At 68.9% G+C, this 22,478-nt stretch carries 10 protein-coding genes; 7 read left to right on the top strand and 3 right to left on the bottom strand.

What is annotated here, in order from left to right; all coding sequences use genetic code 11:
- Positions 1-373: 373 nt before the first annotated feature.
- From ACIP94_RS30930 to ACIP94_RS30900, 7 genes are all read left to right on the top strand, one after another.
- Positions 374-3,202, top strand: a complete 2,829-nt coding sequence (locus ACIP94_RS30930; RefSeq protein ID WP_402432952.1) for a DEAD/DEAH box helicase — start codon at positions 374-376, stop codon at positions 3,200-3,202.
- Positions 3,199-5,517: a hypothetical protein gene (locus ACIP94_RS30925; protein WP_402432949.1), complete on the top strand. Its 2,319-nt coding sequence runs from the start codon at positions 3,199-3,201 to the stop codon at positions 5,515-5,517. The genes ACIP94_RS30930 and ACIP94_RS30925 overlap by 4 nt, the downstream gene beginning before the upstream one ends.
- 822 nt (positions 5,518-6,339) lie before the next feature.
- Positions 6,340-7,956: a serine/threonine-protein kinase gene (locus tag ACIP94_RS30920; RefSeq protein ID WP_402432947.1), complete on the top strand. Its 1,617-nt coding sequence runs from the start codon at positions 6,340-6,342 to the stop codon at positions 7,954-7,956.
- 771 nt (positions 7,957-8,727) lie between these two features.
- Positions 8,728-10,746: an ATP-binding protein gene (locus ACIP94_RS30915; protein WP_402432944.1), complete on the top strand. Its 2,019-nt coding sequence runs from the start codon at positions 8,728-8,730 to the stop codon at positions 10,744-10,746.
- A 77-nt stretch (positions 10,747-10,823) separates the two neighbouring features.
- A complete protein-coding gene (locus ACIP94_RS30910; RefSeq protein ID WP_402432941.1) occupies positions 10,824-11,993 on the top strand; it encodes an exonuclease SbcCD subunit D in 1,170 nt (389 codons plus the stop codon).
- 38 nt (positions 11,994-12,031) lie between these two features.
- Positions 12,032-15,385, top strand: coding sequence for an AAA family ATPase (locus ACIP94_RS30905; protein WP_402432938.1), 3,354 nt, complete (start codon positions 12,032-12,034; stop codon positions 15,383-15,385).
- Complete coding sequence (locus ACIP94_RS30900; protein ID WP_402432935.1) at positions 15,382-16,416, top strand: hypothetical protein; 1,035 nt, start codon at positions 15,382-15,384, stop codon at positions 16,414-16,416. The genes ACIP94_RS30905 and ACIP94_RS30900 overlap by 4 nt, the downstream gene beginning before the upstream one ends.
- 403 nt (positions 16,417-16,819) lie before the next feature.
- On the opposite strand, the gene ACIP94_RS30895 is transcribed toward ACIP94_RS30900, so the two are convergent.
- The 3 genes from ACIP94_RS30895 to ACIP94_RS30885 are packed head-to-tail and all read right to left on the bottom strand — an operon-like array spanning position 16,820 to position 21,700.
- Positions 16,820-19,117, bottom strand: a complete 2,298-nt coding sequence (locus tag ACIP94_RS30895; protein ID WP_402432933.1) for a hypothetical protein — start codon at positions 19,115-19,117, stop codon at positions 16,820-16,822.
- On the bottom strand, positions 19,110-21,176 hold the full coding sequence (locus ACIP94_RS30890; protein ID WP_402432930.1) for a DEAD/DEAH box helicase family protein: 2,067 nt from the start codon (positions 21,174-21,176) through the stop codon (positions 19,110-19,112). Before ACIP94_RS30890 ends, ACIP94_RS30895 begins: the two co-directional genes overlap by 8 nt.
- Positions 21,173-21,700, bottom strand: coding sequence for a hypothetical protein (locus ACIP94_RS30885; RefSeq protein ID WP_402432927.1), 528 nt, complete (start codon positions 21,698-21,700; stop codon positions 21,173-21,175). The genes ACIP94_RS30890 and ACIP94_RS30885 overlap by 4 nt, the downstream gene beginning before the upstream one ends.
- Positions 21,701-22,478 lie beyond the last annotated feature (778 nt).

Genomic DNA, 22,478 nt, shown 5'->3' with positions numbered 1-22,478 from the left:
ATCGACGAGTTGGTGAGTCGGGCTCAGGCATAGGGCCTGCAGATGTCGGGCGAGGGCGGACTCCATCAACTGGTCAGGCGGCTGCGGGAGTCCTTCTGGTGGGCGAGGTCGCCGAACACCTCGGCTATGAAAAGCATGATCCGGCGGGCAAGGATGGTGGCGACTCCCGCAAGGCAAGCGCTCCAAGACCGTTCTGACCGGCGTGGCGCGGGTGGAGAAAGCCGTGCTCTGTGACCGGGGCGGCTCGTTCGAGCCTGACGAAGACTGTCAAGAAGCGGCAGAAACGCCAGACCGGCGTCTGGCCTGGAGCTGTGGGTGGCCAGTAGCCAACCGCTCAAAGTGGCGACAGAGGGGAATCTTGGTGGGGGATGGCGTGAAGACGCTGGGAGACGCGGACGCGGCGTCCGTGCTGTTGGAACCGCATCGCTGGGTAGGGGTGTTTCTTCCCTCGCGGCTTCCACGGGCTGGTCGTTTCGCCCTCTGGCGTCCTGATGCCGCCGATGGGCAGGACGAAAAGCCCAGCAGCCACATGCTCACGGTCGTGTGCCCGGGGCAGCACGGGCTGCGCGAGGCGACCGTGCCGGCTGTCGAGGTCGCAATGGCTCAGGCCCTGCCGCTGCTGATGGCAGTGGACAAACCGGATGCACCGCCTGTTCCCGGGTTGTCACCGTGGGCGTCCGCCGCCCGGATTGCTTTGGAAGCGGTTGTCTGCGGCGATGTCGAGCCCTCGGTCGACGACGAGGGCGACGAGTCATGGCGGTGCGGACGCCTCGACGCGATTGCGAAGGCCGATCTCGATGCTCTGGTGGCCGGCTTCCCGCCACACGCTCATGCTCAGCCGCTGCCCGGCGGGCCGCCCTGGCGTCTGCCCAATCCGCGGCACCTGCTGTCGTCCTTCATGGACGCGGTCGTGGACACGCTGCTCGCCTCTGCGGTGAGCGATAACTCTGCCCAGCAGGCCGGCTCATCCGATTCTTCGCTCCCCGCTGCCGCCGAAACGACACCGCACCCCGCCGCAGCGGAGACCGGCCCAGCCGTCCGGTGCGAACTCCGTGTCCAGCACAGCGAGGACACCCCGTACCCGCTCCGCGAGGACGGTGCCGTGGACCTGGTGCTCCAGGTACGAAGCCTCAAGGACGCATCCCTGATCGTGGATGCTGCCGACCTCGCCGACCTTCCCGCCACCACGGACGAGCCCTTCGGCAAGAGACCCCTTGCAGCAGTCTCCGCCGTCCTCACCGAGCTCGGGAGTCTGTGGCAGCCACTCGACCGGCTCACCACCAACGACGACGACGAGTTCAAAACCCACCTGACTCCCCAAGAATTCGAGGAGTTGCTTCGGCCACGTGGCCCGGCACAGGCACTACGCCGCCGCGGTGTTGCGATCCTACTTCCCGCCGAGTGGGCGTCATTGGAATCGATTGCCGTGATGGACGCCCCGAACGGCTCCTCGATCGTGGACGGTCTTCTGCAGTCCTTCAACTGGCGCTTCTCCCTCGATGGCCGACTGCTGACCGAGGAGGAGATGGACCAGCTTGCCGAGTCGCGCAGGCCATTGGTGCGCCTGCGCGAGGGGTGGGCATTGGTCAACGACACCGTCCTCCGCAGGGCCAGAAGCCGGTTGGCGACGCAACTGGAACCGGGCGACGCACTGGCAGCCGCAGCGGCGGGCGAGCTCGTGGTCGATGGCGAGTCCGTGCCATGCACCGCGTTGGGCGCCGCGGCCCGCCTTGCGACGCAGGAACCACTGCTGCCCGCACTGGAAGAGCCTCCAGGCCTGGTCGCCACCCTGCGGGCCTACCAAAGACGGGGCCTGGCTTGGCTGGCGGACCGATGCTCTCTTGGACTCGGTGGCTGTCTGGCCGACGATATGGGACTGGGCAAGACCGTCACAGTCATCGCCCTGCACTTGCACCGGCTGGCCTGCGGCGAGGCAACGGGGCCGACGCTGGTGGTCGGGCCCAGCATCGTCCTGGACAACTGGACGAGAGAGGTGGAGCGGTTCGCCCCGGGCGTGACGGTGCGACGTTTCCACGGGCCTTCCCGTTCCCTTCGGGACCTGACGCCAGAAACCATCGTTGTCACCACGTACGGAGTTCTGAGCGACTGGAGGCTCGCCCGGATCGAATGGGGTCTGGTCGTGGCCGACGAGGCCCAGCGCATCAAGAACCCCAGATCGAAGACGTTCAGCCACATCCGCGAGCTGAACGGCCAGGTGCGGGTCGCGTTGACCGGAACGCCGGTGGAGAACCGGCTCCGGGACCTGTGGGCCATATTGACGTGGACCACCCCGGGTCTCCTGGGTTCCCATGAGGCCTTCCAGGAACGGTACGTCCAGCCCATTGAAAACGGAGAGGATCCCGAAGAGTCCGAAGCTGCGGCCGAGCGATTGGCGCGGTTGGTACGGCCGTTCGTCCTGCGTCGCATGAAGACCGACCCCGCTATCGCGCCCGAACTGCCCTCGAAGACCGAGACGGAGCACATCATCGGACTCACCGCACGGCAGGCTGCGTTGTACGAGGCAACCCGGCGGGAGGGTATGGCGCGGATCCAGGCCGCGGACTCGGGAGCCCGACCTCTCGAGGTCACGAGGCTGCTGACCCACCTCAAGCAGATATGCAACCACCCGGTGCTCTTCCAGGGCGAGGGCTTCCCAGAACTGACGGACTCGCGAAAGCTGGAGCTCCTCGACGAACTACTGGAACAGGCCCAGGACAACGGCGAATCAGTGCTGGTGTTCTCCCAGTACACGACGATGCTGGACCTGATCGAAAACCACCTGGGCAAGCACCGCCCGGACGTCGCCTACCTGCGTATCGACGGCAAGGTCCCCCCAGCCGAGCGCTTCCGGCGAGCCGAGCGCTTCCAACACAAGCAGGCATCGCTCATGCTCCTCTCGGTCACCGCCGCAGGCCTGGGCATCAACCTCACCCAGGCCACCCAGGTCATCCACTACGACCGCTGGTGGAACCCGGCCGTCGAAGACCAGGCCACCGACCGCGCCTACCGCATCGGGCAGACCCAACCGGTGCACGTGCACAAATTCGTCACTCGCGGCACGGTCGAAGAGCGGATCGCCGAACTCATCAACCGCAAACGTGCTCTGGCAGAAAGCGTCGTTCCCAGCGACGACAGCTATGTCACCCGTCTGACCAACGCCGAGCTCGACGAGTTGCTCCGCCTCAGGGACGATGCCGAATGAGCTCCACGCCGAAGATCACCACCACAGTCGGCCCGCTGCCCACCGAACTGCACCCCCTGGCAGCCGACTGGCTCCACGCGCTCGGTGCCTTCCACTGGAACAGCTCACTCCATGGGGAGGCACTCAGCCTCGTCGGGCGCGAAGCCGTCCGGCTCACTGCGGTCCAGCCGGGACTGGTCATCGCGGAAGTCGTCACCGGCAATATCATTCAGGCACCTCAGCTCCGCCTGGCTGGCCACGACATCGGCAATCCCGCCGAACTGATGGACGCCTGCTTCCGCTCCGTGGATCGGTCCGAACCCGTGGAACGCCAAGCCCGGCACTGGCTGGCAGACATCCGCCTGCGGACCTGGCTGCGCCCCACACCGCGCGAACTGTCGGCTGCGACCTGCACCTGCACCGCCCCAGAGCAGGACTGCCTGCACCTCCTGGCACTCGGCTACGCCGTCGTCGCACACCTGGACGCCGATCCCCGAAGCCTGCTGCGCCTGCGCGGCCTCGACCTGAACCTGTGGCCAGCCTCCCTCCGGCCGATCGCGTCGAACACGGTCGACAGACAGCCCTCGACCAGTCCGACCGCATCCAGCGCCCACCCCCGTCATGTCCCGCCATCGACTGATGCCGCTGAGCCCCCCAGCCGGCATGACGAACAAGCCGATGAAGTCGACCATGCGCCAGTGGCGCAGCCCCGCTCTTTGGACGCCGCGAACCACCCCGAGCCGCCCCGACTCACCGGGCCCACATCGACCCACGCCCCACTGCCGAGTGAGCGCCTAGCCTCTGCCGCACTCACAGCCGCCCGCCTGCTGGCCGGCCAACCGCTCCGACTCACCCCCGCACTCCAGCCGGCCGCTGCGAAGCCAGCCGGTACCCGATCGAGACAAGACCTTCGGCACTCGGGGGGTGTCGACGCCGCAGCGGCCTATTCCGCGTGGGCTGCGCCCCGGACCGCCACGACCACCCCCGCGCGGGAGCAAGCACCGCCCGCCCCACCCGGCTCGCTGCCGCAGGCGTCCGCGCCCGCGGCGCTTCCCCTACCCGCCCTTGACCGGCCCGCGGCCAAGCCGCGCTCTGCGACAGTCGCCGTGCGCGGCGCCATCGCTTGGACCGCGCAGTGCTTCTGGGAGGTGGACTACTGGACATTCCGCATCGACGCCACAGAGGCACTCCTGGCGGGGGCATCGTTCCCCGTCCCGGAGCGCTTCGCCGAGCAGGCCCGTGCCCGCCGTCACCAACCCCTCAGCGTCAACACATCGCTAGGGCACGTCGCCATCGCATGGACAGGCGACGGCTTCACCGGCCGCATCGTCGCCAACGACGGCCGCCTGCGAGGCATCCACGAGGGTGACCATCTGTTTCTGCTGGCCAACCGAAGCGGCCTCGAGGTCAACGTCGTACCCGACACCAACAAACCTACCGATGGCAACGACCCTGCACGGTTCGGTGTAGCCGCGCTTCGGCTGGCCGGCCACAGCGGGCCCATCCCCCAAAGCGAAGCAGACGTCTGGACGGTCCTCGCGACGCGACTCGGAGCACTCGACACTGACCTGCTTTCCCCTGAGGAAATCCGCACTCTGCTTCGGACGCGAGGCGACAGCGACATCCTGGAAGCACTGGATCGCATTCCTCGTACCGCCCAGCCGACTGCGCCCCTGCCGCAGCACTCACAGACCGCCCGACCCAGGATTGGACCATCCGGAACCGGTGGGGAGGCGACACTCATCGCCCTGATGGGAAAAGCCCGATACCGCGCTGCTGACAAGCACATACGTGCCGGCCGAGTCAGCGGATTGCGAACCACGGAGAATTGGACGATCGGCTTCTTTACGGTTTCGCGGCGCTTGCAAGTAAAGGTAGCCATGTCAGGCGGTAAACTGTTGGGACTCTGCTCGTGCACGATGCCCCACCCATGCGCGCATGTGGATGCCGTAGCGCTGCATGCCACGCGTTCGGCAACCGGGATCAAAATCCGTACCCTGCCGAACGCGGACCAGCCCACCACATCCCCCCAGCCAACAACAGCGGAGGCCGACGCCGCCGACGCCAGGCTGGCAGCCCTGGTAGGCCGGCTTCGGGCCCGCTCCGCTAAGGAACAGTCGCAGAGGTGGCACCTGACGAGGCTGGCGGTCAGCGCCAACACGGCCAGTGCCTACCTGAGCGTGGAGCGGGTCACCTACGACGTCCGAGTAGTGATCACGCGTGGCCAGCTCACCGGGCGTTGTGACTGCTGGACATTCAACGATCTGCGGCGGGCCTGTCTCCACATGGATGTCCTCACCCTCCACGCGCTGGACCGAGGACTCAAACTGCTCTGACGTTGGCATGCGCTGGACCTGACGTGAGCCGGACGCAGACAGGCGGCGAACGGGTGCCGGACTCCGTGCGGGCGGGTTTAGGTGGCCCGCCGCCGGGGTCTGGGCCGGCGCGCGAGGAACTGCAGAGTGCACCACCTGGATCCTCAGAGCGGGCCCCGAACGAACTGGCGCGGCGGTGAAAGGTTGCCGACTACCTCACAAACGGCAAGTCCCGGCCACCGCCGCAACCTGATACGGGGGATGAGCTGGTCGCCCCGACCGCCCTGCCGGCGCCCCCGGCCCAGAGCCTGAGGGCACATGGCCGCCGCCTGACACGCGCTGGGACGAGTACCGGCACGAGTCGGAGGATCGGCCGGACCACCTTGGCGACGGGGCGAGGACCTGGTTTAGCTTGGGCATCCGCACGAGCGTGTCGCGTCCTGGTCGAGCCGCTGAATGCACCAGGCATACGCGGACGGCTGCCCCGCGATCTCCCGCGCTGGAAGGCCGAGCATGGCGAAGGCGAGGACCCCGCCGTGCTTGCGGGGCTGCCCGCCGCGCGGGGTCGAGCGGCGCGGGCCGGCGTCGCGGAGCATGACCCGGCCCGAGCGCAGCCGGTGAGCCGACCGCGCGCGAGTCGCTGTCAGGCGAGCAGTTCCAGAGCTTGCGCACCCGGCTGCGCAAGGCTCCGGGACTGTTGTGCAGCCAGATGAGCGTGACCGATCCAGGGGGGCAGCGGCCTGCTCACAGAACTGGGCTCCGGGTGACTCAATGGTGCGCTGTGTGGGCCATGATGTGCGTGGGGAGCGCTGCCGTGCGGGTGGCGTGTAGTGGGGGTGAAGCTTGTTGCAGGAGTTGGGGGAGAAGGATCCGCGTACCTGCGGTGGTTTCCGGCTGTTGGGCCGGCTGGGAGCCGGTGGGATGGGCGTGGTGTATCTGGGCGAGGACGATACGGGCCGGCAGGCTGCCGTGAAGATCATGCGCTCGGAGTACGCGGACGACGCGGTGTTCAGGGAGCGTTTTCATCGTGAAGCCCGGGCTCTCGCCACAGTCAGCAGCCCCCACGTGGTCGAGGTGGTGCACCTGCCCACAGCGGGGGAGATGCCGTACCTGGTCACGGAGTACGTTTCCGGAGGTTCCCTCGCCGAGCGCCTTGAGGCCGGCCCGCTGCCCGTGGAGGATGTTGCGCGGCTTGCGGAGGCCTTGGCGTGGGCGTTGGAGACGATTCACGCAGCTGGGATCGTCCACCGCGACCTGAAGCCGTCGAACGTGCTGCTGGGCGCGGACGGTCCGAAAGTGATCGACTTCGGCATTGCGCAGCTGGCCGACGCCACCGCGGTGACCCGTACCGGCTGGAGGCTGGGCACCCCGGGGTACTTGGCGCCCGAGCAGTTGGCCACCGGAACTGCGGGTCCTGCGGCCGATGTGTTCACCTGGGGGCTCGTGGTCGCCTCTGCTGCCCTGGGTCGTCACCCCTTCGGTACTGGGCCTGCCGAGGCGCTCGCCTACCGCATCCAGCACACCACACCGGATCTGAGCGGACTTCCCCCGCACCTTGTGCGCGCGGTCAGCGCAGCTCTCCGCTCCGATCCACATCAGCGACCCTTGAGCAGGGACCTGCCCCGCCTGCTGCGGGAGCCGGCTACGCTCACCGCGTCCTACACCTATCCAGGCACTGCCATGTCGGCCGGCCGCGGCATGCGCTGGTGGCACAAGGCCGCTATCGCCGCCGCCGTCTCAGGTGTCCTCTCGGCGGCGCTGGCCGCCTACGCCCTCTCCCATCAGTCACCCGCAGCCGGCCACGTCTTGACACCGTCTGCACCCTCCGTCCGCCACGGCGCCGGTTCCACCGCACAGGCTCAGGCGGCCGCCTCCACCGCACCCACTTCGCCATCAAAGGAGCCGCACGCAGCAACCAGTTCGCTAACCGAGTCCGCCCCCACACCGTCTTCGCGCCCTGTCACCCAGGTCAGCACTTACACGCCCTGGACATTCGGCGAGCCCGCTGATGACGTCCGCGTCGTCGCGAGCGCTGATGGCAGCTGCTTCGCCTCCTCCCAGGCGGCCTTCCGCCCTGACGCCTACCGGTGCATCGTCGGCAGCGAACTGAAGGACCCCTGCTTCAGCCCGCCCAATGACCCCAGTCCAGCCGTGCTATGCCCCACCTCCGGCGCCATCGGCAAGGTCTTCAAGATCAACCTCACCGAGGCACTCCCTGATACCAGCGGCATGGATGAACAGCAGCCCTTCCCCTTCAAGATCGTGCTCGCCGACGGACAGGTCTGCGATTCCTATCAGGGGTCAGGCATCGCCATCGCCGGCAAAACCATGTCTTTCGCATGCCCCCACGGTGATCTCTTCGGCGGGCCCGATACCACCAGCAGCACCTGGACCATCGACTACCGTCCCACCGGCGCCAGCAGTTTCCACTCCACGGACATTGCCGCGGTCTATCAGTAAGCACCACTGCGGCCTGCACGGGCCGACGGGACCAGATGATCGACGCAGCAATGTCACAGGACCGCATCAGCCACCGGGCGCCAGTACGCCGGATACGTCCGCGTGTCTCGAGAGGCCGCATACCGGGCTCGTCGCTGCGCATTCGAGATCCGGCGGCGAAGGGGCGCCGGTCAGCCGCACGCTCGGGTCGCTTCCAGGGGCCGTGCGAGAGGTTGTGGGATGTCTGTGCATAGTGAATGGATCGTGTGTAGGATGCGCGCAGACCGCGTGCGGGTGGGGTGCTTGAGGCGGTTATTCACCGCCTGTGCCGTCAGTGGTGCGGGCCCCAGCACGCCGGGGGTGTGGGGTGTATCTGGCATCTCTGTGTGCCGAAAACTTCCTGCTCTTGGGCTGCGCACAGCAGAACGAGGGGGCCAGGATGCGCGTCTGCAGGCCGACTTCGGCCCGGCCACCAACGCTGCGGTTGGGGAGAATGACAGCAGCGAGACCGCTTCTCGTCGCTGGCATCCGCCTGTGCCCTGTGACGCGGATCGTCCGACCACGACGTCACCCGTCGGCGATCAGCGATGTCGCCCCTTTGGCCAACACGTGGGTGGTCCGGCGTCGATGGTGGAGCGCTCCGGCGAGGGAAGTTAGCCAACGAGCTCTGGCACGCGTCCGGTTGCGAGCTCAAGAGCCGGGGGACCGGTGGGCGGGACTGACGTACTGGCCTTGCTGGGGTTGCGCATTTGCAGGGTAAGCCGCCCCCGTGCCCGTCGGGACTGGGCGCCTTTGGAGTCCCTGCAATCTGTGGAACTGCCCAGTAGTTTCGGCGCCCCGGCGTACGGTGTCCACCGCCAGCCGCCAGGGCCGCCCCCCACGCACGATGAGATAGGCACAGGACCGCCGATGACCGACACCGACTCCAAGACCCCTGGCGTCGACAGCACTACCTCAGGCCGCGGTTCAGCGCCCCTGACGAGGCAGCAGCCGCCTGGAGGCCTGCCTCCCAGTGGGGGTGCCGAGCAGGAGGTCGGGAAGGTTGCAGGCACCGAGGACTCCACGCCGTTGAAGTTTCACGTCGCCCTTTCCCCCGACGCGTACCTGCAGCTTGACGATGTGGTCAGCACCCGTCGGCAGATCCCCGGATACGGCGAGGTCGTCACCTCCGGCGTGGTGACGGAGGTGGTCGCCCGCCACGAGGGCGCCGCGTTCGGCTCGGATGTGTTCCTCATTGCGGACGGGATCTTGCCGGCGACCGTGCAGGAGATCGCCGAGGTCGCCACCACCCGCGTCGAGCCCGAGTGCTACGTCCCGCCACGCCCCGGCGCAGTCGCGATCCGGGCCGCGGGTGCTGACCGGGACGCCGCCTTGTACTTCGACAAGATGGACGCGCGGATCCCCGCCGGCATCGGCCGTGACGGCGAACCGATCTATCTCAACCTCGAGTTCCTCGACGGTACCCGCGGCGCCCACGTGTCGATCTCAGGCATCTCCGGGGTGGCGACCAAGACCAGCTTCGCGCTGTTCCTGCTGCACTCGCTGTTCACCTCGGGTGCCCTGGGAGCCCGCGCGGTCAACGCCAAGGCCCTGATCTTCTCGGTCAAGGGCGAGGACCTGCTGTTCGTCGACCAGCCCAACACCCGCCTCGACGACACGCTACGCGCCGCGTACGCGCGGCTCGGCCTGCCCGCTCGACCCTTTGCCTCCGCCGGCTTCTACGCGCCGCCACTGCCTGGCGATACCACCGGCCGCCCTCACGTCACCGGCCGGACCAGTGGCGTCACCGCGTTCTGGTGGACGCTCGCGGAGTTCTGCCAACGCGAACTGCTCCCGTACGTGTTCGCCGACGTCGAAGACGAGAAGAACCAGTACACGATTGTCGTGCACCAGGTCACCAGCCGGCTGCACCGCGAGGCCCAGGCCGCAGGGAACGACGGCGCGGTCGCCATCGACGGAGCCACCATCCGCACCTGGGCGGAGATGATCGCGTTCATCTGCGAGAAGGTCACCGACGAGGCCACTCGCGCCCACTGGGCGGGGCCGGCTGTGGGGATGGGTACCGTCAACGCGTTCGTGCGGCGGCTGCGGTCGTCCCAAAGGCCGCTGGGCCCCCTGATTCGGGGCGACCTGAGCACGGTCACCGACCGTCCGGTCACGCACTCCATCGACACCTCGGGGCAGCAGGTCACCGTCGTGGACCTGCATAACCTGCCGGAGCGGGCGCAACGGTTCGTCGTGGGTGTCGTGCTCGCCGCGGAGACCGACCGCAAGGAGCAAGCCGGTCCGGGCGGGCTGCTGTTCACGATGATCGACGAGCTGAACAAGTACGCGCCGCGCGAGGGCTCCTCCCCGATCAAGGACGTCCTGCTCGACATCGCCGAACGCGGCCGCTCGCTCGGCATCATCCTCATCGGCGCTCAGCAGACCGCCTCCGAGGTGGAACGGCGCATCGTGTCGAACTCCTCGATCAAGATCGTCGGCCGGCTTGATCCCGCCGAGGCCGGCCGCCCTGAGTACGGCTTCCTGCCCGCCTCGCAGCGGCAGCGCGCCACCCTCGCCAAGCCTGGCACCATGTTCGTCTCCCAGCCCGAGATCCCGGTGCCGCTGGCCGTCGAATTCCCCTTCCCCGCCTGGGCCACCCGCCTCTCCGAGGTCGCCGATCCCACCTTCACTACCGGCACCTCGGCTGCTGACTGGAACGCCGGTGGTGCTGCGCGACCGGACCCGTTCAGCAAGCTGCCCCATACCCTGAGCGACTCGTGGTTCGACGATCCCGACGACGGGGCCATCGACGAGCCGCCCTTCTGACGTCCGCCGACGCACCTTCAGATCACGCCTGACGCAACCCGTTGCGCTGCTTCGACCATCCGAAAAGGACCGACCCGGTGAAGTTTCTCCACACCTCCGACTGGCATGTCGGCAAGACCCTCAAGGGCCGTAACCGGCTCGAGGAGCAGGCAGGCGTACTGCGCGAGATCACCCAGATAGCCGTCGGCAACGACGTCGATGCCGTCCTCATCGCCGGCGACCTCTACGAGAACGCCGCGCCCACCGCGGACGCCCAAAGGCTTGTCGTGCGCACCCTGCTGCAACTGGCCAAGCAGGACATCGAGGTCGTCCTGATCGCCGGCAACCACGACCACGGTGCCACACTCGAGGCCTACAAGCCGCTGATGGACATCGCCGGCATCCACGTCTACGGTCAGGCCCGCCCGGCCGCAAAGGGCGGCGTGCACAGCTTCCGCGCCAAGTCCACCAACGAGCGCGTCAACGTCGCCGTTCTGCCGTTTCTCTCCCAGCGCTACGCCGTCCGCGCCGCGGAGATCATCGCTAACACCCCGTCCCAGAATGTCGGCGCCTACGACCAGCTCATCCGAGATGTCCTGGACAACCTGACAGGGGCTTTCACCTCCGACGCCGTCAACATCGTCATGGCCCACCTGACGTGCACCGGCGGCGTCTTCGGCGGCGGCGAGCGGGCCGCCCAATCGATCATGGAATACCATGTGCCCGCCGCTATCTTCCCCGTCGAAGCGCACTACGTGGCCCTGGGCCACCTGCACCGCCGGCAGACGATCCCGGCCGCCTGCCCGGTGCACTACAGCGGATCCCCCTATGCGATCGACTTCGGCGAGCAGAACAACACCCACGTGGTCTGCCTCGTCGAAGCCTCTCCCGGAACCCCCGCGAAGATCACTGACATCCCGGTCACTGCCGGCCGCAGGCTGCGCACCATCGAGGGGACCGTCGCCCAGCTCACCGCCGACCCCGCCGTCTACGGCGAGGACTACCTCCGGCTCGTGATCACCCAGCCCGCCTACGCCGGCATGCGCGACGACCTGCTGGAAGCCCTCCCCAACGCCCTCGAGATCCGCATCCACCCCGACCACGCGAGCACCGGCGCCACGGCGGGCATCGCCACCCACCAGCCGACCAAGACGCCTGCGCAACTGTTCTCCGACTACTGCCACAGCGTCGGCGTCAGCGACGACCGGGTCACGGCCCTGTTCAACCACCTGCACGACGACCTGACCCGCTCGACCGCCCGCTCCTGACCCAGCGGCCCTGACACCCGCCAAAGGAATCCCTCAACATGCGCCCCGTTCGCCTGGAGCTCAACGGCTTCGCCGGTTTCCGCGCTCCCACCGTGGTCGACTTCACGGACGCCGACTACTTCGCCCTCGTCGGCCCTACCGGGTCAGGCAAGTCCACCGTTCTCGACGCCCTGACCTTCGCCCTGTACGGCTCGGCCTACCGGTGGGGCCGCAGCAACGCCATCGCCTACGCGCTCGCCCCCACGAGCAACCGCTGCACGGTCTCGCTCACCTTCGACGTCGCATCCCAGCGCTACCAAGTCGCCCGCGAAGTCCGCCGCGTCGGCCAACAGATCCAGCAAAAGACCGTCAGCCTGGTGAAGTTCACCGACCCCACGGCGGTCGTCACCGACGCAGACGGGCCACAGCCGGAAGTACTGGCCGGAGAAATCAAGGAACTCAACGCCGCCATCGAGCAGTTGCTCGGACTGTCCTTCGACGACTTCTGCCAGTGCGTCGTCCTGCCCCAAGGCGACTTCGCCCGCTTCCTGTCCGCCAACGCCCGCGACCGGCAGCAGATCCTGCTCAAGCTCCTCGGAGCCGCCCACTACGAAGGCATCGGCAAACGCGCCGGCGCCCAGGCGGCCGAAGCAGCCAATAAGATCGAGGTCCTCACCGACCAGCTGAGCCGGCACGCCGACGCCACCCCGCAAGCCGAGGCCGACGCCCAGGCACGCCTCTCGGCACTGGGACAGCTGGCCGCCACCGTCGACCAACTCGTGCCCCGCGTCGCCGAGGCACACTCCCGCGCCGACGACGCCCACGCACGTGTCGCCACTCTGCGCACCGAACTCGCCCAGCTCACCCCCCTCCGCACCCCGGACGGCATCGAAGAACTGCAGCGCCGTGCCGTGGAGGCCCAGACAGCCGCCCACACGGCCCGCGACGCCGCCGACGCGGCCGCCCAGACCCTGGCCGACGCCACCAAAGCCGCCCAATCCGGCCCGCAGCGCGCTGTCCTCAACATCGCCCGCGACCGCTACACCGAGAAGGCCGGCTTGGTCGGGCGCCGCGACGCAGTCATCGCGGCTGCGCAGCGTGCCCGCCAAGAGCTGGCGCAGAGCGAGGAGCGGCTACGGGCGCTGGCAGACGCCGTCACCGAGGCCCGCCGCACCGCCGAGGAGACCCGCGGCCGCCGCGACCGGGTACAACAGGCGTACGCGGCATTGCAGCGTCGCCAACAGCTGCTGGCTCCCGTCCAAGCCCCCGACGGTGTCAGTGACCTGACCAGCCGGGAAGCGGCTCTGGCACGGCAGGCCGACGCCGCCGCCACCCAGCTGGCCGCGGCCCGCGACCGGCACAACCAGGCCGCTTCCGCGCTCACCGCCGCCGGCGACGGCAGCCGGCTCACCGAGGCGCGCGAAGTACTCGACCAGCTCCTTCACGTCACCAGCTCCCTCACCGACGCCACCAGCGAGCTGGATGACGCCGTGGAAGCAGCCGCCCAGGCCGACAGTGCGGTCACCGGCGCGCAGGTGCGTCTCGACGCGGCCACGGCCGCCCTCGAGGAAGCCCGCACCCTCGCCGGAGCCGCCCAGCTACGCCCTCAGCTCCAGGTGGGCCACGCCTGCCCGGTCTGCGAGCAGAGCGTCACCATCCTCCCGCCGCCGCTGTCCGACCCGGCCCTGGCCGCCGCCCAGGCCGCGCGTGACGCTGCGGTCCGCGAACACCGTGACCTGCTTTCCCAGCGTCAGGCCGCCACCACGACGGTTGCCGCCAAGCAGCGCGCCGCGGACACCCTGACCCAGCGGCGCACCCTGCTCGATGAGCGGCTGGGCACGCTGTTGCCCGATCGTCCTGCCGACACCGAACGCGACTGCGACGCCGACCGCGCCCATCTTGACGAACGCGCTGCAGCCCGTGACCAGTTGGTCGCCGCCGAGCAGCAGGCACGTGCCGCGGTACAGGAGGCCGAAGCCGCGCACACCTCCGCCACGGCAGCCGTCGCCACGTTGCAAAGGGAGATCAATCACACCCGCAGCGACCTCCACACGCAGATAGGCGCCCTGGCCGAACTCGACCCACCTGCCGTCGACACCCATGACGTGACCGCCGCCTGGTCCGACCTGGAAGCGTGGGCCCAGGCCCAGAGATCCACGGTGGAAAACGACCTCTCAGCCGCCCAGGCCGAGGCCGCCACCTCCCATCAGGCCCACCAGGACGCGACCGCCACGCTGGAAGCAGCCGAGCAAGCACACGCCACCGCCCACAGCGACCACACCACCGCCGTCCAGCAGAGCGCAGCCGCCGACCACGCGCAGAGCACCCTGACCGACCGCCTGAGCGAACTGCAGACGCTGCTGGACCAGGCGCCGCCCACAGATGCACTGCCGGGCCTACTGGAGGAATGCGACCGCCTCGAAGCGGCCGTGGAGACCGCCACAGCCGAGGCGAGCCAGACACGCGAGGCACTCAAGGCGGCGGAGGCCGAACAGCAGCAGTGGCAGGCTCGCACCGCGACCGCCTGGTCCGAGCTGACCGCTGCCCGGGACGCGGTGGCGGCCCTTAAACCGCCGAGCCTGGACACCGACGACCTCGCCGCCGCCTGGGCCACCCTGGCCGCCTGGGCCACCCGCGCGGCCGACGACCGGCAGGCCGACACCCTGCGCGCACAAGCCGACGCCCACACCGCACACAGCGAAGCCGAGCAGCTCCTGGGCCAACTGGAGGGTCTGCTGCGCGACCACGACCTGGATCCCCAAGACCTCGGCGACGGCTCCGAGCGCGCCGCCCAGGCCCCCCGGGTGGTAGCGGTCGCAGCCGAGCGGGCCCGGGGCCGGGTAGAGATGATCCAGCGCAGCCTCGCCGACGCCGCCGCCATACAGGACAAGATCGACAGCGCCCGCACCCAGCAACAGGTGGCCGCCGAGCTGGCCAGGCTGATGCGGTCCAACAAGTTCCCGCAGTGGCTGGCCGATTCAGCCCTCGACACCCTGGTCGCGGGTGCCTCGCAGTCGCTGCGCAGGTTGTCGGGTGACCGATTCGACCTCAGCCACCACAAAGGCGAGTTCTACGTCATCGACCACTCCGACGCCGACTCACAGCGCTCGGTTCGCACCCTGTCCGGCGGCGAAACCTTCCAGGCCAGCCTGTCACTGGCGTTGGCTCTGTCCGACCAGCTGGCCGGCATGGGCGGCGCGACGAAGCTCGAGTCCATATTCCTCGACGAAGGATTCGGCACCCTTGATCCCGACTCGCTCGAGATGGTCGCCGACACCCTGGAGAATCTCGCCCAAGGGGAGCGGATGGTCGGGGTGATCACCCACGTCACCGGGCTCGCCGAACGGGTACCGGTCCGCTTCCAAGTACACCGCGACCCCCACACTTCCGTCGTCACCCGGGAAGGCGCATGACAAGCACGGCACATGCGGCCCGGATGCGATTCCATGTCGACGGCTGGGACCCCACCTACGGCTCCAGCGTCGAAAACGCCGAGAACACCATCGGGGACTCGACCGCCAAAGTCATCCCCGACCTCGAACTCGCCCCGGCCGACTGGAAGCCCATCTCGACCTCCCACGTGCCCGACCCCGGCGCAGTCCTGTTCGTCGACGGCGTACGCCGCGTCGAGGCCCGCATCTGGATCGAGCAGCCCCCGACTGCCGAACCGGCCCCAAGCGCCATCAACCGCGCCGACGACGCCCAGATGGCACTGTGTGCCTCCTATGCGGCCGGCACCGTGTGCTGCTGCCCCGACCGTGGCGCGCACCTGCTGACCATCGAATCCCGACGCGGCCTGTTCACCACCGCCACCAACGCCGTCGACGTGCCCACCACGGCCGGTACCTACCAGGCCAACATCACCTTTGACGACCAGGAAGAAAACCTTGCAGTGCTGCTCTCTGCGGCACTGCAACGCCGACTCGGCGACCTTGAAATTCTCGTCGCCGCCAACGCCCGCACTGCCCTGGCCGGCCACGGCGTCGCCGCCGGCTCGGACCTGCTGGTGGTGGACGGTCCGCTGCGCGGCCGCACCCATCTGCCGCGAGCGCTGGGGCTCATCAAGTCCCACCGCACCGCCTACCTGCCGCCCGACCTGCACGCGATGGTCAGCGCCCTGGTCGCCAGCGAACGCACCCCGGTGTTCTTGATGGGCACCTCCTGGGACCGGCACGCCTGGTACCTACGCCTACCGTGTACGCCCGGCGCTCCGTGGGCTGGAATAGTACGGCTGGAATGCGCCGCCGACATCCCCACCCCGGAGGCGATCGCCTTGGCCAACCTCTCGCAACTGGTACTGCCGCGGTACGCCAGCTGCGAGTACAAAGACGCCCGGGCCCCCCAGAACCTGGTGCCGGTCGCCGGGCTGGAGAGGGAACTGCGCCGCCGCCTGGGCAACCCTGCCCTGCTCAGCAGGGCCCTACGCGTGGCAGCGGTGAGCTGAGCCGCAGTTCCTCCAGGTCCTCACTCTCGGGTGACGCCCTCGGAGCACTCGCGCAGCACGCCGAAACACAACATCAGAGCACCCAGTAGAGGCGCACGCCGACGGACAGGGGCGGCCCGCCGCCATGGCGGACCGCGGGACGGCAACGCGTGCGGGAGCTGTGGCGAGGTCGCGACGCGGCCGCGATGCAGCCAGTGCCGGTTATTGGAATGCGGCTCGTAGCGCCTCGGTGCTCAGGGCTTTGGTGCGGACGTACGGGTTCTGAGCGGCGTCCAGGCCGAAGAGCGCGTAGACGCGTTGGAGCCTTTCGTACGCGTCCTCCTCCGGATCCCCGTGGGAGGTTCAGGTCATGTTCCAGTTGTCGGCGAGAGCGTGGCCCCGGGCGGGGCCGCCGCCCTCTGGCTCAGTTGCGTCCGAGTAGGCGGTTGAGGAGTCCGCGTCGGCGTTCGGGCTGCACCGGAGGTTCGGGTGGTGGGGGTGGCTGGTGCGGGGTCGGTGTGGGGTTGTTTGCGGGGGTCTGGGGGAGTGGAGGGGGTGTGGGCTGCGTGGCGGGTTCCTGTTCTGCCTGGGTGGTACGGGTAAGGGGGAGGGCGAGACGGGTCTGCTGGGTGGCGGCGGTGTAGGCCGGGTAGGTCAGGCCTTCGGGCCAGGTGTAGGACGGTGCGCGGAATTCCTTTTCGGTGGGGGTGCGGCCGAGGAGTTCTTCGAGCTGGATCAGGCGGGGGGCTTGGGCCACGAGGCGGGTCATGGCCCAGCTTTGCTGGAAGCCGGGCACGTCGCCGCTGGTGTTGGTGACGTAGCGGCCGCCCAGGGCGTGGAACAGGTGGCGGCACAGGGCGGTGCGGTCGTAGGGCAGCAGGTGGATGCGTTCTTGCTGCACAGGGGTCTTCTCGCCGATGGCCGCGCACAGGGCGGCCAGGTCGCCGCCGAACCACCGGTTCGCGACGGGCGCGGCGATCCGGGCGAACTGCTTGACGGTCAGGGGTTTCCCGCGGCTGTTGGCGGCCCGGTTGAGCTCGCGGGAGACCCCCTGCAGCTGTCCTTCCCATGAGCCGAGTGCGGTCTCGAGGTGTTGGCGGGCCCAGGTCCGGCGGTGGCGGGTGATGATGTCGCGTAGGAGGGGGAAGCCGTCGCGGCGCTGGCCGTCGGTTGTGGTGGCGGTGATGGTGTAGCCGTCGGGGTGGGTCATCTTGATGGGGCGCTGGATGTCCTGGGGCGGCCCCAGGCGCTGGTCTGCGTCGGCGAGTTCGGTGAACAGGCTCGGACCGACCGGGGTACCGGTGGCCTTCAAAGCGTCGGTGCGGCGGGCGTGGTAGTCAGCCAGGCCGTGTAGGTCGCTGCGGGCGTAGGGCCCTTCGCAGATGTACCACGCGCTCAGGGCGATTTCGTGCCAGAACGTGAGCGCGGGCCCGAACGCTTCGGCCATGCTGGCCTGGGGCAGCAGCGCGGAGACCAGGCGGTCGGGGTAGCGGGGATGGCATTCCGAGCCCCACAGCTTCTCGGTTTCGGCGAGGAGCTGCGGCGGCAGGACGCGCTCGTAGACGGGGGTAGGGAAGGCTTCGTCCTCGTCCGGCGGGATCCAGGGGTTGCCGACCAGCTCGAGCAGCGGCGGCTGGCCGGGGCGCTGGGCGGCGTGGAGGGCGTCGAAGGTCTCCCAGTAGCGGCGCAGCACGGTGACGCGCTGCTCGATGGGGGAGCGGATCTCGTCGCTGCCCAGGTAGCTGGCGACCATCGAGGCGACCTGCTCGACGGGCAGCTTCTGCTGTGCGGCGATCTGCTCGACCTTCGCGGAGGCGCGCACATACAGGCGGGGGGTGGGCAGGGTCGTGACGATCTGTTCGTCGTCGGCCGGCTGCTCGCCCAGGTAGTCGAGGAACGCTAGCCAGTCGCCGTCGAAGAACGCGGCGAGGGTGGGCTGCAGTGCCTTGGTGAGGACGGTGCGGGCGGTAGGGCGGCCCTTCTTCGCCTTGAGGTAGTAGCGCTGCAGCAGCACCGCCAGCTGGGTGGCGCGCCAGCGGGCGGTGGTGGTGGTGTCGACCGCCGGCGTGAGCGCGTGTACCAGGGCTTGGCGGGCGGTGATCTGCTGGTCCCCGGTCAGGCGGGACCAGCCGCCTCCCGGGCGCAGCCGGGCGAGCGCTGTTTCCACGGGCGCGGTGAGCAGGCCCAGGGCGCGGTAGCGGGCCTCGGCGTCGGCACAGGCGGCGCCGGCTGCGGTGGGCTCGAGGGCGCCGGCCTGCGGTCCGCGCAGGGCCAGCGGGGCGAGCAGGTCGGTGGCGTAGGGAATGAGCAGCGCCCAGCAGGCGAACGCGTCCGGGTTGCTGGCGAGTGGGGAGCGCGCGGAGATCATGGCGGCGATGTTCGCGGCCCACCGCGGGTTGCCCGTGTAGTAGGCGGGCAGATTGACCGGGCCGGCTTTGACCACGGTGCTCTCGGGTAGCCACCAGGCCCCCTTGGCCTGCTGCCTTGCGAGGTCGAACCAGCCGCTCATGGCTGCGCGCGCCGACGGCGGCAGGTACAGGGAGAAGTGTCCGTCGGCGGACAGCTCCACCGGCGCCGTGCCGGTGAAGCTGGTCGTCATGACGGTCGCGGCCAGCTCCTCGAACGGAGCGAAGCGCCCCTCCTGTCCGCCGGCACGTTCGGCCGCGAGGAAGGCGTCGGGACCGGTGGCGGCCGCGAGGGTGCGGCCGAGGCTGTCAGTCATGCAGCGCTCGTACGACATCGACGTATTGCTCGAACGACACGGGGCTGTCGGTGCCGGCCGCATACAGTGCGTAGCGCTGGGCGAGGGCTTCGCGTTCACGTTCGGCGCGCCGGGTCTCGACGCGCTCGGAGTCGTGCACGACGCGGCTGGTGATCTCGCCGCGTTCGAAGAGCACGAACGCGTCCATCCTGCCGGTTTCGTCGCCGCCCCGGCTGCCGGAAAGCGGGGCGGTGCCGATCGGCTCGGGCGCGTCGTCGGCGACCGTGCCGGTAGCCGGGTCCATGTCGTTCTCGGCGTAGAGAGTGTCCAGGTGGTCGTCCAGGCCGAGCTCGGAGTGCAGGACGATATCGAGGAACTGCTGCTGAGGGCCCACCCGGCCCTGCAACGAGGGATGGGACAGGACACGGATGCCGCGCCCGATGAACTGGTAGAACTCGCTGAAGCTGCCGTAGGGGCGCATGGGCACCACCAAGCAGATGGGCGGGAAGTCATAGCCCTGGCCCAACATCTTCAGCTGCACGATGCCGTCCAAGTCGCCGGCGTCCGACTCGAACCGCTCGCGGACCTTGGCGATGGCCGCGTCGGTCATCGAGTGGTGCAGGACGTCGCAAGCGATGCCGTGCTCATTGGCCAGACGCGCGATCTGCTCCGCGTGCTGGCGGCCCATAGCAGCGAATAGCACCCGGGGCTTGACCGGGAACAGCAGGTCGCGCTGCTGGTCGAGCAGGCGTTTCACGACGCGCACCACCTGGCGGATCGGCTCGGTCGACCTGGCCGTGATACGCGAGAGCTTGCGCTCGTCTTTCAGGACGGCCAGCAGCTCGTCCCGGCCGGTGATCTCCTCCCGCCGGCCATCCGGCCACACCAGCTCGTAGGTGGTGGCGGCGCTGTCAGGGGCGAACCGGTGCACGCGCAGGTTCTTGGCGTTGCCGTCCGCGATGGAGTCGATGAGGCGGTACCGGTAGACCACCTCCGCATCGATCGGCTTGCCGTCCAGGCGGGTGAAGCAGGCACTCATCAGCACGACGCGCGCCGAGGCGAAATGCGCGAACAATCGCTGGTAGGACTCGGCCGCCGCGATGTGCGCCTCGTCGACGACGATGAAGTCCACATCGTCCGGGGCCAGCTTGGCCAGCAGATCGTCGGGGTCCTGCCCACTGCCCAGGGAGTGGAAGTTCGTGACGATGACGTCGGCGGCCAGCAGCTTCTGCCGATCTACCTTGCGAACACCCCCGGCGTCCCGGTCCACCGTGAGGACCGACGGCGGCCGGCACCCCGGGATCAGCGGCCCGCCGTGCAGCCCGTAGAGGACGTTGCCGACAGCCCGGTGGTCCAAAGCAGTGTCGAACGTCCCGCGGATCACGTTGCCCGGTGTGACGACCAGCGCGCGCCTGCGGGCCACGGCGAGCAGAGCGGCCACCCCCAGCGCGGTCTTGCCGGCGCCGACGCTCATCACACACGCCGCCTTGGTGCCGCCAGCTGCGTAGAAGTCCTTCAGTGCGGCCAGCGCCTGCTTCTGGCACTCGCGCAACGTCCGCACATCGACGGCCTCCCGCGCGAGCGTGAAGTAGTCGCAGTTGCCAGCCACGGTGCTGATATGCGATGAGGGGCCGAAGGCGGCCCGGGGATCGGGGTCCATAGCGGGTGTCTCCACAAGCGGATGGGCGATGACAAGCAGGGCCAAGGCGGGGTCACGGGCCATGACCGCCTGCAGTTGGGCGACGCAGCGGGCCGTGTTCGTGCGGATGGAGTCGTAGGAGAACCGGACCACCGCGTGCCCAGCAGCAGTGATGTCGTTCTGCCGCAGCCGGTCGCTGGTGAACGCCTCCCGGCCGCTATGGGGCGCGAAGCCGTCGAGTTCGACCGCAACCTGCAGCCGGTCGCCCGCCACTAGATAGTCGAGCCGGTAGCAGTGCCCACCCACATCCAGCGGCGCCTGCGCCCGCACCCGGTCGACGATGGCCGGATGAGCCGCAGGCGTCAGCACCCATCGCACGAACGCGTACTCCAGGAACGACTCGCTGGGCAGGACCTGTGCCAGACCAGGATGCCCCGTCATACCGCCGCGTCCTCAGCGGCCACACGCGCTGCCCGCTCCCGTGCCTTGCGGACGCGGGGCCTGTCACCGGCCCCGACGCGATCGGCGACCTCCGCCACCCACAGGGCATCCGCCAGCAGCCCCTCCGTGAGGTACATCTCCAGCAGCCAGTCCAAGGCCCCTATGTACACGAACTGGCCCTCGGCGAACGAGACCGCGTCCGGAACGGCCAGGGCCAGCTGCAGATCCAGGCGGCACAGCCGCTCGATCTCGCCAAAAAGTTCCGGACTTGCCTGGCGTCGCCTACGCAGCTCCGCGGCCGTGCTCTGCAGCGCGTAGTGGTAGTCCGACCCCTGGCCCGGAAGCTCGAGCACCTCCGCGAGGTTCACAAGCACTTCAGCGGTCGAGACGTCCCCGGTTCGCTGCAGGGCATGCTGCTGAGCCGGCGACTGGGTGGTGTTCCCCCACCACAGCGACGGCTCACGCCCCTGGAACCGCTCGATCCTTGGGCGCTGCCCCCAACCGGCGGCCCGTAGCCGGGCCATATTCAGACCGGTAGGAGGCTGATAGACCACACCGCGTACCGCAGCTAACCGCGCATACCACCCGGGTGCCGCCACAACCCCCCCGTTCCAGAGCCTGCTTCCGCATCCTGGCAGGTATGTGAAGGCGATGTGATGACCAACGACGCTTCGTGACTAAATAGTTGCCGTAGCCACAGAGTCATGGTCCGTGCAGTCAGCAGCGCCGCGGGCACTTCCGCCCCTGACCGACTTCGCCGCCATGGCATACCGCGACTTCGAGGCCAGCACCACCCGCGGCGAAGAGCTCGTGCGCATGTCCTGCCGAGTATCTGTGCCCCGCACACCGCTGAGGCAGCAGCGAAGCGTAAGGGGTGCCCTTCTCGTAGACTCACGGTGGGTTGCTGGCCACGGCACCCCGTAGCCTGCGCACGCCCCAGCCACACCCCCGGTTCTTCGCAGGCCGTGCCCCGCCGACGGTTTCATGGCTTGGGCATGCAGCGCTTGGAGTGAGCCCCCACGGACCGCAACCCAATTGTGCCGCTCCGCGAGTACAAGCTGCCGTCATCCTGCCGCGGCGGCGGTGCCCGTCGCGGCAGGACGGGGGTGGCGCAGGACAGCGGCTTCTGTGTTGGCACGCCCACCTGGCCGCCCTGCTACAGACTGGTTTGCTCGCGATCTCGAATGAAGGATGGATTCGCGTGATCTGAACCGCTCCGGGTCTGATGGAGGCTCGATTCCCTGAGAGGATCGAGTCATGGCACGTCCGTCCCCTTACCCTCCCGAGCTTCGCGAGCGTGCG

The sequence above is a fragment of the Streptomyces sp. NPDC093261 genome, from assembly GCF_044753645.1.
Taxonomy (GTDB): domain Bacteria; phylum Actinomycetota; class Actinomycetes; order Streptomycetales; family Streptomycetaceae; genus Streptomyces.
This window is presented reverse-complemented; position numbering and strand designations above follow the sequence as displayed.

Excerpts from the sequence above, each read along its gene's own strand:
- ACIP94_RS30905 (WP_402432938.1), top strand. The coding sequence starts at position 12,032 with ATGCGCCCCGTTCGCCTGGAGCTCAACGGCTTCGCCGGTTTCCGCGCT.
- ACIP94_RS30895 (WP_402432933.1), bottom strand. The coding sequence starts at position 19,117 with ATGACTGACAGCCTCGGCCGCACCCTCGCGGCCGCCACCGGTCCCGAC.
- ACIP94_RS30890 (WP_402432930.1), bottom strand. The coding sequence starts at position 21,176 with ATGACGGGGCATCCTGGTCTGGCACAGGTCCTGCCCAGCGAGTCGTTC.
- ACIP94_RS30900 (WP_402432935.1), top strand. The coding sequence starts at position 15,382 with ATGACAAGCACGGCACATGCGGCCCGGATGCGATTCCATGTCGACGGC.
- ACIP94_RS30925 (WP_402432949.1), top strand. The coding sequence starts at position 3,199 with ATGAGCTCCACGCCGAAGATCACCACCACAGTCGGCCCGCTGCCCACC.
- ACIP94_RS30885 (WP_402432927.1), bottom strand. The coding sequence starts at position 21,700 with ATGGCCCGGCTACGGGCCGCCGGTTGGGGGCAGCGCCCAAGGATCGAG.